Here is a 15,698-nt window from a genome sequence, read left to right on the forward strand (position 1 = left end):
AATATCTCTGCACATAGACAAATATTCTCATTAGAATAGTGTAGTAACGTGTCTAATGAGGATAAATCAATGATGATTATCTTAAATACATACATCACGTCTAAGTGGTTCAATATTGACAATAAAATTGTCAATCACCATCCGTAATCTCCCTTCGCCTCTTTTTCTCTATGCAACCTGAACAGACTCATAGTCTGTTTATCCGGTATGCCTGAAATCATTGCGCTTATAAAACCGCAATAGTGCCTCTGCACGCCTGTATTGTTGAGAATTAATCTCGCGACTGCGTGGCGTTATAAATGGCTCAGGTTTGCCGCTTTTTATGGTTATTAAAAATAACCACCAGCATCGCTGCGATAAAAACAGGAATGATATAATGGAAAACTTCAAACATTTACCAGAACCCTTTCGCATCAGAGTTATTGAGCCGGTTAAGCGCACTACAAGGGAGCATCGCGAAAACGCGATTATTCAATCAGGCATGAACCCCTTCCTGCTGGATAGCGAGGACGTGTTTATTGATTTACTGACCGACAGCGGCACCGGCGCAGTCACTCAAAATATGCAGGCCGCTATGCTGCGCGGTGACGAAGCCTACAGTGGAAGCCGTAGCTACTATGCACTGTCCAACGCCGTGAAGGAGATTTTCGGCTATCAATATACCATCCCAACACACCAGGGACGCGGCGCTGAGCAGATCTATATTCCTGTCTTAATCAAAAAACGCGAACAGGAAAAAGGCTTAGATCGCACGAAAATGGTCGCCTTCTCAAACTACTTCTTTGATACCACCCAGGGTCATAGCCAGATAAATGGCTGCACCGTGCGCAACGTCTATATTAAGGAAGCGTTTGATACCGGCGTCCGTTACGATTTTAAAGGCAATTTTGACCTGCAGGGACTGGAAAACGGCATCGAGGAAGTGGGTGCGAGCAATGTGCCTTATATTGTCGCGACCATCACCAGCAACTCTGCCGGTGGGCAGCCGGTGTCACTGGCGAACCTGAAGGCGATGTATGCGATTGCCAGAAAATACGATATCCCGGTCGTCATGGATTCCGCGCGCTTTGCAGAGAACGCCTACTTTATTCAAAAACGTGAGGCGGAATATAAAGACTGGAGCATTGCAGAAATCACCCGCGAAACCTACAAGTACGCAGATATGCTGGCCATGTCGGCGAAAAAAGATGCCATGGTGCCGATGGGTGGGCTGCTGTGCATCAAGAATGACGATTATTTCGATGTTTATACCGAGTGCAGAACCTTGTGCGTCGTCCAGGAAGGTTTCCCGACTTACGGCGGCCTGGAAGGGGGTGCCATGGAACGCCTGGCTGTCGGCCTGCATGACGGCATGGGCCAGGACTGGCTGGCATACCGGATTAATCAGGTGCAATACCTGGTAGACGGCCTGGAAGCAATCGGCGTGGTTTGCCAGCAGGCGGGCGGCCATGCTGCCTTTGTGGATGCGGGCAAGCTTTTACCGCATATTCCAGCGGAGCAGTTCCCGGCGCAGGCGCTGGCCTGTGAGCTTTATAAAGTCGCAGGCATTCGCGCAGTGGAAATTGGTTCATTCCTGTTAGGCCGCGATCCGAAAACGGGCAAGCAGTTACCTTGCCCCGCAGAATTACTGCGTTTAACCATTCCACGTGCAACCTATACGCAATCCCATATGGATTTCATCGTCGAAGCCTTTAAGCACGTCAAAGAAAATGCGATGAATATTAAAGGATTAACCTTTACCTACGAACCGAAAGTATTACGCCACTTCACTGCCAAACTCAAAGAAGTTTAACTTCACTCCCTGGGTGGCTAAATAATTTTAGCCACCCGAAAAAAAACTATATCAACAACATCAAGCTTGCCACATTGATGGGGGCACCATGGAACAAAGTTTAGAGTTAGAAACTAAACACTCCTCGGTATGGGGTGTCATGGTTATAGCAGGTACAGTTATTGGCGGGGGGATGTTTGCTTTACCCGTAGATTTGGCAGGGGCATGGTTTTTTTGGGGTGCGTTTATTTTAATTATTGCCTGGTTTTCGATGCTTCACTCCGGGCTGTTATTACTGGAAGCTAATTTAAACTATCCTGTCGGTTCCAGTTTTAATACGGTTACAAAAGATCTGATTGGTAACAGATGGAATATCGTAAGCGGTCTGACAGTTGCATTTGTTCTTTATATCCTGACGTATGCCTATATCTCCGCCAACGGCGCAATAATAAGTGAAACTATCGCCATGAATCAGGGGACGCACGTCAATCCCCGCATCGTGGGTGTGTGTACGGCGCTGTTTGTCGCGGCCGTATTGTGGTTTAGCTCATTAGCCGCCAGCAGAATTACCTCGCTGTTTTTAGGCATTAAGATCATCGCCTTTATCGTTGTATTTGGATCATTCTTCTTTCAGGTTGATTACGGCATATTAAGAGATATCAACGTCACATCAGCCAGCCATACCACCTACTTCCCCTATATCTTCATGGCCCTGCCCGTCTGCCTGGCATCGTTTGGTTTTCACGGCAACATTCCCAGCCTCATCATCTGCTATGGGAAGCGGAAAGATAAGCTGATTAAAAGCCTGGTGTTTGGCTCCCTGCTGGCGCTGTTTATCTATCTGTTCTGGCTGTATTGCACAATGGGGAACATTACCCGCGACAGCTTCAACGAGATCATCTCGTCCGGGGGGAACGTCGATTCACTGGTAAAATCCTTCCTCGGCACCCGGCAGCACGGCGTTATCGAATTTTGCTTACTGGTTTTCTCTAATCTAGCCGTGGCCAGCTCTTTCTTTGGCGTCACACTGGGGTTGTTCGACTATCTTGCCGACCTCTTTAAGCTCGACAATTCACCGTCCGGTCGTCTGAAAACGATCATGCTGACCTTCCTGCCCCCCATGATCCTCTATCTGATCTTCCCGAACGGGTTTATCTACGGCATTGGCGGTGCAGGACTGTGTGCGACCATCTGGGCGGTGATTATTCCTGCGGTTCTGGCGTTGAAAGCGCGGAAGAAATTCCCGAATCAGATGTTCACCGTCTGGGGCGGCATGATGATCCCCTCGCTGGTGATCCTGTTTGGTGTCGCGGTCATTATTTGCTGGTTCGGGAATATCTTTAATTTCCTGCCGCGCTTTGGTTGAGCCAGCCTGACGTTTACACGCGGTCTATTCTGAGGTGATTTCCTGTAAGGAAATCACCTTTGTCCAAATGGCAACTCGCCACATTTCCTTTCTCCCCCTATGCTTCATGCCTGTCTTTATGGGGGTGTTATGGCTCGTTTTCTGTTTTGTAGTTTTGCGCTGGTGCTGCTTTATCCATCAGGCATTGATATGTATCTGGTGGGGTTGCCGCACATCGCCCGCGATCTGGGCGCCAGCGAGGCGCAGCTACATATCGCGTTTTCGGCCTACCTCGCGGGGATGGCGTCGTCGATGGTGTTTGCCGGGAAGGTTGCTGACAAAGCCGGGCGGCAGCCGGTCGCCATTACCGGGGCAGTAATTTTTGCGCTCTCCTCCGTGCTGTGCTCGCTGGCAGAAGAGAGTTCGCTGTTCCTCACCGGGCGCTTTATCCAGGGTGTCGGCGCGGGCGGGTGCTACGTGGTGGCCTTTGCGATCCTGCGCGATACCTTAAGCGCCCAGCGCCGCGCCAAAGTGCTCTCTATGATGAATGGCATCACCTGTATTATCCCGGTTCTGGCGCCAGTGGTGGGCTACCTGATCATGCTGAAATTCCCGTGGCAGAGCCTCTTCTGGACGATGGCGGCGATGGGAATGCTGGTCTTTATCCTGTCGATCACGGTACTGAGAGAAACCCATCCCGGGGCACAAAACAGGGGTCATACCGCGTCGATTCCCCCGGACGAAAAGCTGCTCAACCGCTTCTTTATCAGCCGGTTGTTGATCACCACCCTGAGCGTGGCGGTGATCCTCACCTATGTAAACGTTTCCCCGGTTTTGCTGATGGAGACCATGGGCTTCGATCGCGGGGAGTATTCCATGGTGATGGCCTTAACCGCGCTGGTCAGTATGGCCGTGTCGTTCTCGACCCCCTTTGCCCTGAATCTCTTTAAACAGCGTACATTGATGCTCACTTCACAGGTGCTGTTCCTGGTGGCCGGGGTGATTCTGGCGACGGCCAGTACCCACGCCCTGATGCTGGCGGGTATTACGCTCATCTGTGCCGGGTTCTCGGTAGGTTTTGGTGTGGCGATGAGCCAGGCGCTTGGCCCGTTCGCCCTGCGCGCCGGGGTGGCAAGCTCGGTGTTGGGTATCGCCCAGGTCTGCGGCTCTTCGCTGTGGATTTGGCTGGCGGCCATAATGGGGCTCAATGCGCTGAATATGCTGATCGGGGTGCTGATTGGTTGTAGCATGCTCTGCATTCTCCTCCTTTTGCTTATCCGACCGGCAGCGCATCATGAAGAAGCCCCTCAGCAGTCTCGATCTTAATCTCCTGTTGTGCCTGCAGCTGTTGCTGCAGGAACGCAGCGTAACGAAAGCCGCGAAACGGATGAACGTCACCCCGTCCGCGGTGAGTAAATCGCTGGCGAAGCTGCGCGACTGGTTTGACGATCCGCTGTTTGTGAAGACCCCGCTGGGGCTGCTGCCAACACCGCTGACGGTAAGCCTGGAGCAGGACCTGGCCGACTGGATGCAGATTGGCAACCAGATCCTCGATAAATTCCACCATGACTCTCCCGGCGGCCTCACCTTTGAGCTGGCGGCAGAAACGCCGTTAATGCTGATCCGTTTTAATGCCCTGCTGGCGCAGGTGAACCAGCGTTATCCGCAGGCCACGGTAAAGATGCGCCACTGGGATTACGATTCGCTGGACGCCATCACTCGCGGAGAAGTCGATCTCGGTTTTACCGGGCGCGAAACGCACCCCCGCTCCCGGGAGCTGTTAAAGCTCATGCCATGGTTTATCGACTACGAAATTCTGTTCAGCGACCGCCCCTGCGTCTATCTGCGTGAAGACCATCCCGCGCTTCAGGAGGAGTGGAACCTCGAAACTTTTCTTCGTTACCCGCATATCAGCATCTTCTGGGAGCGCAGCGACACCTGGGCACTGGATGAAGTGCTAAGAGAGATGGGGCGAACCCGTAATATCGCCATGAGCCTGCCCGGATTCGAGCAGTCCATGTTTATGGCGGCGCAGCCGGGTCATAACTACATTGCCACTGCCCCGCACTACTGCCATCACTACAATCAGCTCCACCAGCGAAAGCTGGTCACCCTGCCGATCCCCATTGATGAAGCGCAGGCTCAGAAACTTACCGTGCCTTTCACGCTGATCTGGCATAAGCGGAATAGCCATAACCCGAAAACGCTCTGGCTGAGAGAGACGATCAAGACGCTGTATAGCCCGCCGCTACGCCAGGCACCTGTTTTCGCCTGAGAAAATGTAAAGTTCCGCCGCAAAACTTTCCTTACTTCCATTTAGCCATTAAAACAATAAGTGAGTTAAGCGATAATGATGTAACCGTTTAACCTAACTACTGACCATTATCATGGAGCGAAAAATGGCTACGCATTTTGCACGAGGGACACTGACCGAGGGGCTGCAGGTTTCATCCAGACTCTCTTCATCCTGTCATAACGAAGCGCGGAAGCTTCCTGAACATCGTCGAACACGATTTTTGGCTTCCCGGGCGTTGCTCGCTGAACTCTTGTTTATGCTTTATGGCACCAGCGAGCTGCCGAAGGTAATAACCGAACCCGAGGGTCGCCCTGTTTTTGCCGATCCCGAGCTTCCCCGTTTTTCCATTGCCTATGCCGGCAATATCGTGGGCCTGGCGCTGACGACAGAGGGCGATTGTGGTCTGGATATGGAACTACAACGCGCGTTTCGCGCCCCGGATGGATCCCATGCCCATGACGTCTACCCGCTCTCCAGCAACGAGAACTTATGGGTGCGTAACCAGAACGATCCCTACGAAGCCAGAGCGCAGCTGATCACCCTGCGTCAGAGCATCCTTAAGCTTTCAGGCGAGGCCAGTGATTGCGCCAGCCTGCTGCAACTGTTACCTGGCTCCGGCCGTCTGCGGGCCTCCAGAGCCGGACAGGTAGAAGCTTTAAGCGACGCCGAAGACTTCCTGATCTGGTCTATCGCCGTTACTCCGGGCATTGAACGGTTAAAAATTTGGGAGTTTGACAGCCGCCTCGGATGGCACAGCCTGCCGGACGTTCCCGCCCGGGCGAACGAACCGGCCGCACGCCTGATGCGTCTGACCAGTCTTCCGGCAGAAAAAGCCATTATTCTCACCTGACCTTTCATAAAGGAGTCGTGATGTCTGATACGTTGAAGGTTGTTACGTTACTGGGAAGCCTGCGCAAGGGTTCATTTAACGGGATGGTTGCCCGCACGCTGCCGAAACTGGCGCCTGAGGGAATGGAGATTACCGCCCTACCGTCGATTGGCGATATTCCACTGTATGACGCGGATGTGCAGCAGGAAGAGGGTTTCCCGGCTGCCGTAGAAGCGCTGGCAGCGCAGATCCGCGAAGCGGACGGCGTGGTGATTGTCACCCCGGAATATAACTATTCGGTGCCGGGTGGCCTGAAGAACGCCATTGACTGGCTTTCTCGCCTGCCAGAGCAGCCGCTGGCCGGTAAACCGGTGCTGATCCAGACCAGCTCCATGGGGGCGATTGGCGGCGCGCGTTGTCAGTATCATCTGCGCCAGATCCTGGTGTTCCTGGATGCGATGGTGATGAACAAGCCGGAATTTATGGGCGGCGTGATTCAGAACAAGGTGGACCCACAGACGGGTGAAGTGATCGATCAGAGCACGCTGGACCATCTGACCGGTCAGCTGAGCGCGTTTGGGAAGTATATCCAGCGGGTTAAAGCGTAGGGGAAGAGTTCAGGGTGAGTGCGGCTGACGCCCTCACCCCGGTCCTCTCCCATAGGGAGAGGATGCAAACACTAAAAACAGCAACCTAAGTTGCTGTTTTTATTTTTTTATTATGCATCAATAAACGCAATTTTCAGCACGAACAGCAGCGCAACAACCATCACGCACGGGCTGATTTCACGCCAGCGTCCGGTGCCCGCCTTCATCACGCAGTAAGAGATAAAGCCCAGCGCAATCCCTTCGGTGATGGAGAAGCTAAACGGCATCATTACGGCGGTAATAAATGCCGGAACCGCTTCGGTCAGGTCGTCCCACTTCACGCGCGACAGACTGGAGGTCATCAGCACGCCCACGTAGATCAGCGCGCCAGCGGCCGCGTACGGCGGCACCATGCCCGCCAGCGGTGAAAGGAAGATCACCAGCAGGAACAACAGACCCACGACCACCGCGGTCAGGCCGGTACGGCCACCAACAGAAACCCCGGAAGAGGACTCGATATAGGCGGTCACGGACGAGGTGCCGATAAAGGAGCCGGTTACGGAAGAGATACTGTCCACGAACAGCGCCTGCTTCATGCGCGGGAATTTGCCCTTCTCATCCGCCAGACCGGCTTTGTCGGTCACACCAATCAGCGTCCCGGAGGAGTCAAACAGGTTTACCAGCATGAAGGAGAAGATCACCCCGGCCAGACCCAGGTTCAGCGAACCTGCCAGATCGACATGGCCAATCACGGTGGTCACGCTTGGCGGCGCAGAAACAATGCCGTTGTAGTGCACATCGCCCAACATCCAGCCCAGAAGGGTGGTAACGATAATGGAGACTAAAACCGCCGCATGGATATTGCGTGAGGCCAGAATCGCAATGATAAAGAAGCCCAGCACGCCCAGCAGCACGCTGTGAGAGGTCAGTTTACCGATGCTGACCAGCGTTTCCGGGTTTGCCACGATCACACCGGCATTTTTCAGCCCCATCATGCCAATGAAAAGACCGATACCGCTGGTGATGCCCACACGCAGGCTGACCGGGATATTGGCAATCATCCAGTAACGCACGCGGAAAATGGTCAGGATCAGCAGGCCAACCGCGCCCCAGAAGATCGCGCCCATACCCACCTGCCACGGCAGGCCCATAGCCTGCACCACCACGAAGGCGAAGAAAGCATTCAGACCCATCGCAGGTGCCAGAGCAACCGGCAGGTTAGCGAACAGCCCCATCAGGATGCTGCCGAAGGCGGCGATCAGACAGGTAGTCACGAAGACGGCGCTGGTATCCATGCCAGCAACGCCCAGAATTTGTGGGTTCACGAAAACGATATAGACCATCGTCAGGAAGGTAGTGAAACCCGCGATCACTTCGGTGCGTGCCGTTGTGCCGTGTTCGCGCAGTTTAAACACGCGCTCAAGCAAACCCGCGCCAGAAGACTGGGTAGTGTGTTGTTGACTCATTATCTATTTCCGAACAAGGAGGGAAAATCCGTCGCTATCCTATACCAAAATGCGACAATAGGGGTGGTTGAGAAGCACTTTTTTTCATTGAATTTGCTTATACGGCAACGATTGCGTCTCAACGTAATGCGGTACGTAAACGTTAAACTTGTTAAGAAAGGGAAATGCATGTCTCAGATTGATGCGGTATTTTTCGACTGCGACGGTACGTTGGTCGACAGTGAGGTCATCTGTTCCCGGGCGTATGTCACCATGTTCCAGGAATTTGGTATCACGCTCGATCTCGAAGAGACGTTCAAACGTTTTAAAGGCGTGAAGCTCTACGAAATCATCGACATTATTAACGCCGAACACGGCGTCAGCCTCGCGAAAGCGGATCTGGAGCCTGTTTACCGCGCCGAGGTCGCACGCCTCTTCGACTCAGAACTGGAAGCAATCGCCGGGGCCAGCGCCTTACTGGATGCTATGGCTGTGCCGATGTGCGTGGTCTCTAACGGCCCGGTGAGCAAAATGCAGCACTCCCTTGGCAAGTTACAAATGCTGCACCACTTCCCGGAAAAACTGTTCAGCGGCTACGATATCCAGCGCTGGAAACCCGATCCGGCCATGATGTTCCACGCGGCGAAAGCCATGAACGTCAACGTGGAGAATTGCATCCTGGTGGATGACTCCAGCGCAGGGGCGCAGGCGGGGATCGCGGCGGGCATGGAGGTGTTTTACTTCTGCGCCGATCCGCACAACCCGCCGCTCGACCATCCGAAAGTGACCACCTTTACCGATCTGGCCCAGTTGCCAGAGCTGTGGAAAGCACGCGGCTGGCACCTTACCCACTAAAACGAATAAGCCGTAAGGCGAGTCGCTTTACGGCTTTTTGCTATTTAAACAGCTTCTGGACGAATTCCGCGTAGGCAGGTCGCCAGACATCCATCTCATGGTTCAGACCCGGATACTCGTAATAATCGAATGCAATCTGGCGTTTCTCCAGCTCCTGCTTCAGCCCGGCGATATCCTTACCCGTCACCACATCTTTCTCGCCCACCACGACGGTGAAATTGCGTAGCTGCTTATTGATGGCCTGAGGATCGTTAAGTCGTGCGCTGACCCCCGCATCCGGCACCGTAGTGGTGGTCACGCCGCTAAACGTGGCCAGCCAGCCAAAGTGTTCAAGATGATTCATCCCGGAAACCAGCGCCTGATAGCCACCCTGCGACAGTCCTGCCAGCGCGCGCCCTTCGGCATCATCGCGCACGTTAAACCGCTGGCTTATCAGCGGAATGATGTCGTTCATTAGCTCCCGATCGGCAGCCTGAGCATTTAGCGGGTAGAACGCTTTGCGACGCTCATTCGGTACGAAGGTTTCAGGAACAATCCCTTCAGCATCGGTTTCCGTGTCAGGTACCACCACCAGCATTGGTTTAATCTTTCCGGCCGCGAGCAGGTTATCCATGATCTGCGCGATACGACCTTGATCGATAGCCGAACGTCCCGTATCACCGAAGCCATGATAGAAGTAGAGCACCGGCAGCGGCTTTTCTTTTCCGCTGTAGCCCGGCGGCGTCCAGACGAACAGCTGACGCTCCGACTTGAGCGCCGACGAATGATAGGTCAGGGTAATCAGATCGCCATGCGGCACCGGGTTAACATCCAGAATACCGCCCGGTACCAGTACCATGCTGGTGTTCACCTGCCGCTGCGGTTTGGTCATCGCCGTGCCGGTATCAATGCTGCGCACACCGTCGACGTTGAAGAAGTATTCATACAGATTGGGCTGCATTACCGGTCCTTGCCAGCTCCAGAGCCCTGAGGCGTCTTTGGTCATCGGATGGATATTTTCCGGGGTCGGGACACCCACCACCACCGATACGCTTTTTGCCATCGGAGCGAAGTAGCGAAACGTCACCGTATTGTCGGCATTAACCTGAGTGACATACTGGCTCAGTGGATGAGCAGGATCCGGGGCGGCGGGGAGAGCTGCCGCAAACGCCGATGGCCCAAGAGATAAACAGAGCGTAATAACGGATAAAGCTGTTTTCATGCGTTTCATTAATAAATTCCTTAATGCGATCCGGTTACCACCAGATTTCAGCCTGCGCGCCAATGGCAAACTGATCCTTTTTTTGGTCTTCAAAGGTGAAATTATCTAAATCTGTCTCGTCCGCTTTAATATACGTTCCATAAAAACGCAGTTCCGGGCGGGAGGTCAACATACTGGTATTTACTTTGAAGGTATGGAACAGCGTGGCTTTATAGCCTGACTCATAATATTTATTGCCGGTCAGATCGGTATTTTGCTGTCTGAAATAACCCAGCTCAACGCCGGTTTGATTATATTGATCCCAGATATAGGCCGGGCGAACAACGGCGCGAATGGACTCGAAATCGGAATGAGCACCGGTTTCATAGCTGTAAATGTCATTGCCGAAGGAGTAGACCAGCGCATTGGCCATGATGATGTCATCCCGCAGATACATCTCCCCCTGCGAGGCTACCCGTACCGCCGTCCCGTTGGTATGATCGCCGTAATATCTGCCGTTGAAAGTGGTAAAGGGGCTGGAACCGGCATAACGCGAGAAGCTGCTGGCAATGGAGTTATTCGCCAGCAGGACGGAAAACTCGTTGAAACCGCCCGTATCCAGTTTTTGCATTAAGGTGGTGCCGACCATCCAGGTATCTTTCCACGGATAATAGCCGTTATTGTCCTGATTATACTTCTCGCTGGAGCTTTGATTGGCCGCGACGTAGCGCCCGCTAACCATCAGCGAGGCTTTGTCCCACAGCGGCAGCTCCTTATAACGCAGGTCGATGGTATTCGTATTCAGCTGCTGCTTGTTTTTAAGCTGGCGGTCATAGTCATCCACGTCTTCACGCACCAGCGCAATATCCACCTTGCCTGGACCCACTTTCCAGTTTTCCAGCCCGACGCCCGCAGCGGCATCCGTTCGTTGGGTTTTCCAGTCCAGCATCTGGATTTCGATCTTCGGCGCGCCATGCTTCCCGACCCAGAAATCCGCCTCCGGGGCAAACGGCAGGAAGCCCTGGGTGGTGACGTACATATCGGAGAACTGCAAATAGTTCTCTCCGCCCGCGTTATCGCCAAACCAGCCGGTGGAGTACTGCTGACTCACGTTGCCATCCAGCATCACAATAGCATCGACGCGTTTATTGCCTTCGTGATAGACCCGCTGCTTAAGCTGTAAGTCGAACCAGCCGGAATATTCGTTGCCCAATCGCCCCAGCGAGCCAATAGCCCAGGATTTTGGGGCGCCATGGGATGCGGTGCCCCAGCCGGAGCGGAAGTAGCCGTTATAGCTGAAGCCAATTTCATCCTTCACGAATTTACTGAAGTCTTTCAGGGTGACAGAGGAATAACTATCCCCGGTATGGGTGTCCTCCGTTTTAACCAGTACGGCATCGGGCTTTTTCGCCGGGCTGGTGGCCTGTGTTTTGACGATCTCCTTATCCTTATATTGCTGAAGCTCTGCCTGGGTCTCTTTTAACGCCTTTTCCAGCAATTCAAGGCGCTGCTCCACCGTTAACGACGCCGCGCCAGCCTGAGCGAGAGGGGTCATCATTAAAATGGCCGAGGTAATAAGGGTTCTCCTGAACATAATACGCGTTCCTGTTTATTTATTTTAAAAATAAAAAAACCTGAAAGCGATTTACCTCCGCATGGAGATAATCACTTTCAGGTTTTGCCCGCTTAATAGCGGTAACAATCCAGTTTTGCTTAATAACGTAATTAGCGCATTAACGTATTTCTGGGGCTTGCGTTAACGTCGGAATGTTTTAAGGGAGAAGAGAAAAGAAAACAACCGGAAAAATATTGAAATGTGACTGTCGGCAATATTATTGCACGAGAGAGAAAAGAGTTATTTGCATGGGGAATATTTAGATATTTAAATATAACGCCAGCTTAGCTGGCGTTACGGGAGGCATTACTCTTTCGGATCTTTTCCGGCGAGCATTTTGTCCAGTTCATCCCCGCCAACGTGACGGAAATCCTGGCCCTTCACGAAGTAGAAGATGTATTCGCAAATGTTCTGGCAACGGTCACCGATACGCTCGATAGAGCGGGCGCAGAACAGAGCAGTCAGGACGCTTGGAATGGTGCGCGTGTCTTCCATCATGTAGGTCATCAGCTGACGCACAATGCCTTCGTACTCCTGATCGACCTTCTTGTCTTCACGGTAGATACGTATGGCTTCATCCAGATCCATTCGCGCAAAGGCATCCAGCACGTCGTGCAGCATCTGCACGGTGTGACGGCCCAGCGACTCCAGACTCACCAGCAGCGGCTGGTGCTGCTGGGAGAACTTCTCCAGCGCGGTGCGGCAGATTTTGTCCGCCACGTCGCCAATACGTTCCAGCTCGGCGATGGTCTTGATGATCGCCATGACCAGACGCAGGTCGCTCGCCGTCGGCTGACGCTTGGCGATGATGCGCACGCAGGCTTCGTCAATCGCCACTTCCATCATGTTGACGTGTTTGTCGCCTTCCACCACGCGCTTCGCCAGCTCGCTGTCCTGGTTGTGCATCGCGGTGATGGCATCAGAAAGCTGCTGCTCTACCATTCCGCCCATGGTCATCACCTGGGTGCGGATACTTTCCAGCTCTGCGTTGAACTGGCCGGAAATGTGTTTATTAAGATTGAGATTATCCATTGCGCACTCCTGAATCAGCCGTAGCGTCCGGTGATGTAGTCTTCTGTTTGTTTCTTCGCGGGCTTGGTGAACAGATCGTCCGTGTTACTGAACTCAATCAACTCGCCCAGGTACATAAACGCCGTATGGTCTGAACAACGTGCAGCCTGCTGCATGTTGTGGGTAACGATCACCACGGTGTAATCCTGTTTTAACTCGGTGATCAGCTCTTCGATACAACCGGTAGAGATCGGATCCAGCGCTGAGCACGGCTCATCCAGCAATAACACTTCCGGGCGAATGGCGATACCACGCGCAATGCACAGACGCTGCTGCTGACCACCGGAGAGAGAGTATCCGCTCTGGTGAAGTTTATCTTTGGTTTCGTTCCATAATGCGGCCTTGGTCAAAGCCCACTGTATACGCTCGTCCATGTCGGCACGGGAGAGCTTTTCAAACAGGCGCACGCCAAAGGCGATGTTGTCATAGATGGACATCGGGAACGGTGTCGGTTTCTGGAACACCATACCCACTTTCGCACGCAGCAGGGCGATATCCTGGGTATTAGTCAGAATGTTGTCGCCATCGAGCAGGATTTCGCCTTCGGCGCGCTGCTCTGGGTAGAGCGAATACATCTTGTTAAAGGTACGCAGCAGCGTGGATTTCCCGCAGCCCGACGGACCGATGAATGCCGTGACCTGGTTCCTGGCGATATCCAGGTTGATGTTTTTCAGGGCATGGAACTTGCCGTAGTAGAAGTTCAGATCACGAACCGAAAGAATACCTGGGGCAGTATCGACCATACTCATTGACTCATTTCCTCATCCGGCGCCGCTGAGTGCCACGCCGTCAATAATTAACCGTGTTTCTTCTTCGCGAAAATAACGCGCGCCAGAATGTTCAGTAACAGTACGCACAGGGTAATAATCAGTACCCCGGCCCAGGCCAGTGACTGCCATTCGGCAAACGGGCTCATCGCAAATTTAAAGATCGTCACCGGCAGGTTGGCGATCGGCTGCATCATGTCCGTGCTCCAGAACTGGTTGGAAAGCGCGGTAAAGAGCAGCGGTGCGGTTTCACCGGCAATACGGGCCACGGCCAGCAGTACGCCGGTCAGGATCCCGGAAACGGACGCTTTCAGGGTGATGGCAGAAATCATCTTCCACTTTGGCGTACCCAATGCGTAGGCCGCTTCACGCAGGCTGTCCGGCACCAGTTTCAGCATGTTCTCGGTAGTACGGATGACGATAGGCACCTGCAGCAGCGCCAGCGCAATCACCCCAGCCCAGCCGGAGAAGTGTTCCATCTGCGCCACCACGATGGTGTAAACGAACAGACCGACCACAATCGAGGGGGCAGAGAGCAGAATGTCGTTAATGAAGCGAATCACTTCTGCAATCCAGGACTTACGGCCGTACTCCGCCAGATAGATCCCCGCCATGATGCCCAGCGGCGTACCGAAAACGGTCGCCCACAGGATCAGCAGGCCGCTGCCCGCCAGGGCGTTTGCCAGACCGCCGCCCGCCGTGTTCGGTGGTGGGGTCATCTCCGTGAACAGCGCCAGCGACATGCCGTCGATACCGCGCGTCACTGTGGAGAACAGGATCCAGATCAGCCAGAACAGACCAAATGCCATGGTTGCCATCGACAGCGTCAGGGCGATGCGGTTTTTCATGCGCCGTCTGGCCTGCATTTTGCGACGAGATTCTGCCAGCTCCACGGTGTTTTGCATTTCAAGCGTTGCCATTAGCGTGCCCCCTCATTTTTCGCGAGGCGCATGATCATCACTTTGGAGATCGCCAGCACGATGAAGGTGATAACAAACAGAATTAAGCCCAGTTCCATCAGCGCGGCAACGTGCAGGCCCGATTCCGCTTCAGCGAATTCGTTAGCCAGCGCCGAAGTAATGCTGTTACCCGGCATATAGAGCGAGGCGCTGTCGAGCTGGTAGGTGTTACCGATGATAAAGGTCACGGCCATGGTTTCACCCAGCGCACGACCCAGGCCCAGCATAATGCCGCCAATCACCCCATTTTTGGTGAACGGCAGAACGATGCGCCAGATAACTTCCCAGGTGGTGCAGCCGATGCCGTAGGCCGACTCTTTCATCATCACCGGGGTTTGTTCGAAGACATCGCGCATTACCGCCGCGATGTACGGAATAATCATGATGGCGAGGATCACGCCTGCGGCCAGAATCCCGATACCGAATGCCGGACCGGAGAAGAGGGCGCCCACAAACGGGATGGCGGAAAGGACGTTGCCTACCGGCTCCTGGAAGTAAGTCGCGAACAGCGGCGCAAAGATAAACAGGCCCCACATGCCGTAAACGATACTCGGGATCGCAGCCAGCAGTTCGATGGCGATACCCAGCGGACGCTTCAGCCAGTTTGGTGCCAGTTCAGTCAGGAACAGGGCGATACCAAAGCTCACCGGTACGGCAATCAGCAGGGCGATAAATGAGGTCACCAGCGTGCCGTAGATCGGCACCAGTGCACCGTAGATATCGTTCGGCGCATCCCACTCTTTGGTCCACAGGAAGGAGAAACCGAATTTCTGGATGCTTGGCCAGGAGGAGAAAATCAGAGACACGATAATGCCGCCCAGCAGCAATAGCACAATCAGCGCAGCCAGTTTTACCAGCGCGCTGAAAATCATGTCACCTTTTTTACCCGGAGGGTTAAATGCAGGCTTGGTTGCAGCCATAAATTACTCTTCTGTTTGAGACGTCTTACGAATATGCCCGGTGGCGCTAACGCTTACC

At 53.7% G+C, this 15,698-nt stretch carries 15 protein-coding genes; 8 read left to right on the forward strand and 7 right to left on the reverse strand.

Annotated features, from left to right (window positions below; genetic code table 11):
- Nucleotides 1–72: 72 nt before the first annotated feature.
- The 7 genes from tnaC to C3F35_RS11680 all read left to right on the forward strand — a co-directional run bounded on the left by tnaC (nt 73) and on the right by C3F35_RS11680 (nt 6,849).
- A complete protein-coding gene (tnaC, locus tag C3F35_RS27360; RefSeq protein ID WP_103181005.1) occupies nt 73–147 on the forward strand; it encodes a tryptophanase leader peptide in 75 nt (24 codons plus the stop codon).
- A 229-nt stretch (nt 148–376) separates the two neighbouring features.
- Nucleotides 377–1,792 carry a tryptophanase gene (gene tnaA, locus C3F35_RS11655; protein ID WP_032615529.1) on the forward strand — a complete coding sequence of 472 codons (1,416 nt, stop codon included), beginning with the start codon at nt 377–379 and terminating at the stop codon, nt 1,790–1,792.
- Between the two features lie 88 nt (nt 1,793–1,880).
- Complete coding sequence (gene tnaB, locus C3F35_RS11660) at nt 1,881–3,137, forward strand: low affinity tryptophan permease TnaB (RefSeq protein WP_103793423.1); 1,257 nt, start codon at nt 1,881–1,883, stop codon at nt 3,135–3,137.
- Nucleotides 3,138–3,266: 129 nt separating this feature from the next.
- Nucleotides 3,267–4,442, forward strand: coding sequence for an MFS transporter (locus tag C3F35_RS11665; RefSeq protein WP_032615526.1), 1,176 nt, complete (start codon nt 3,267–3,269; stop codon nt 4,440–4,442).
- Nucleotides 4,411–5,391 carry an HTH-type transcriptional regulator YidZ gene (yidZ, locus tag C3F35_RS11670; RefSeq protein ID WP_032615525.1) on the forward strand — a complete coding sequence of 327 codons (981 nt, stop codon included), beginning with the start codon at nt 4,411–4,413 and terminating at the stop codon, nt 5,389–5,391. Before C3F35_RS11665 ends, yidZ begins: the two co-directional genes overlap by 32 nt.
- 124 nt (nt 5,392–5,515) lie before the next feature.
- On the forward strand, nt 5,516–6,262 hold the full coding sequence (locus C3F35_RS11675; RefSeq protein WP_059309050.1) for a 4'-phosphopantetheinyl transferase family protein: 747 nt from the start codon (nt 5,516–5,518) through the stop codon (nt 6,260–6,262).
- A 20-nt stretch (nt 6,263–6,282) separates the two neighbouring features.
- On the forward strand, nt 6,283–6,849 hold the full coding sequence (locus tag C3F35_RS11680; protein WP_103793422.1) for an NADPH-dependent FMN reductase: 567 nt from the start codon (nt 6,283–6,285) through the stop codon (nt 6,847–6,849).
- A 110-nt stretch (nt 6,850–6,959) separates the two neighbouring features.
- On the opposite strand, the gene C3F35_RS11685 is transcribed toward C3F35_RS11680, so the two are convergent.
- Nucleotides 6,960–8,294: an NCS2 family permease gene (locus tag C3F35_RS11685; protein ID WP_141242333.1), complete on the reverse strand. Its 1,335-nt coding sequence runs from the start codon at nt 8,292–8,294 to the stop codon at nt 6,960–6,962.
- Between the two features lie 168 nt (nt 8,295–8,462).
- On the opposite strand from C3F35_RS11685, the gene yieH reads away from it, so the two are divergent.
- Nucleotides 8,463–9,128 (forward strand): 6-phosphogluconate phosphatase, encoded by a 666-nt coding sequence (yieH, locus tag C3F35_RS11690; protein ID WP_103793421.1) that lies wholly within the window; start codon nt 8,463–8,465, stop codon nt 9,126–9,128.
- Nucleotides 9,129–9,168: 40 nt separating this feature from the next.
- Here yieH and C3F35_RS11695 read toward each other — a convergent pair whose 3' ends face one another.
- The 6 genes from C3F35_RS11695 to pstC form a co-directional block, all read right to left on the reverse strand.
- A complete protein-coding gene (locus tag C3F35_RS11695) occupies nt 9,169–10,338 on the reverse strand; it encodes an alpha/beta hydrolase-fold protein (protein ID WP_371320505.1) in 1,170 nt (389 codons plus the stop codon).
- A 25-nt stretch (nt 10,339–10,363) separates the two neighbouring features.
- Nucleotides 10,364–11,902, reverse strand: a complete 1,539-nt coding sequence (locus C3F35_RS11700) for a carbohydrate porin (RefSeq protein ID WP_103793420.1) — start codon at nt 11,900–11,902, stop codon at nt 10,364–10,366.
- A 327-nt stretch (nt 11,903–12,229) separates the two neighbouring features.
- Entirely contained in the window at nt 12,230–12,955 is a 726-nt protein-coding gene (gene phoU / locus C3F35_RS11705; protein WP_032615518.1) for a phosphate signaling complex protein PhoU, read from the reverse strand.
- Between the two features lie 14 nt (nt 12,956–12,969).
- The gene (gene pstB, locus C3F35_RS11710; protein WP_103793419.1) at nt 12,970–13,743 is read right to left on the reverse strand and encodes a phosphate ABC transporter ATP-binding protein PstB; all 774 of its coding nucleotides are present in this window, start codon (nt 13,741–13,743) and stop codon (nt 12,970–12,972) included.
- Nucleotides 13,744–13,790: 47 nt separating this feature from the next.
- A complete protein-coding gene (pstA, locus tag C3F35_RS11715; RefSeq protein WP_032615516.1) occupies nt 13,791–14,681 on the reverse strand; it encodes a phosphate ABC transporter permease PstA in 891 nt (296 codons plus the stop codon).
- Entirely contained in the window at nt 14,681–15,640 is a 960-nt protein-coding gene (gene pstC / locus C3F35_RS11720) for a phosphate ABC transporter permease PstC (protein ID WP_032615515.1), read from the reverse strand. Before pstC ends, pstA begins: the two co-directional genes overlap by 1 nt.
- Nucleotides 15,641–15,698: the final 58 nt, after the last annotated feature.

This window comes from Leclercia sp. LSNIH3, assembly GCF_002935105.1.
Taxonomy (GTDB): Bacteria; Pseudomonadota; Gammaproteobacteria; order Enterobacterales; family Enterobacteriaceae; genus Enterobacter; species Enterobacter adecarboxylatus.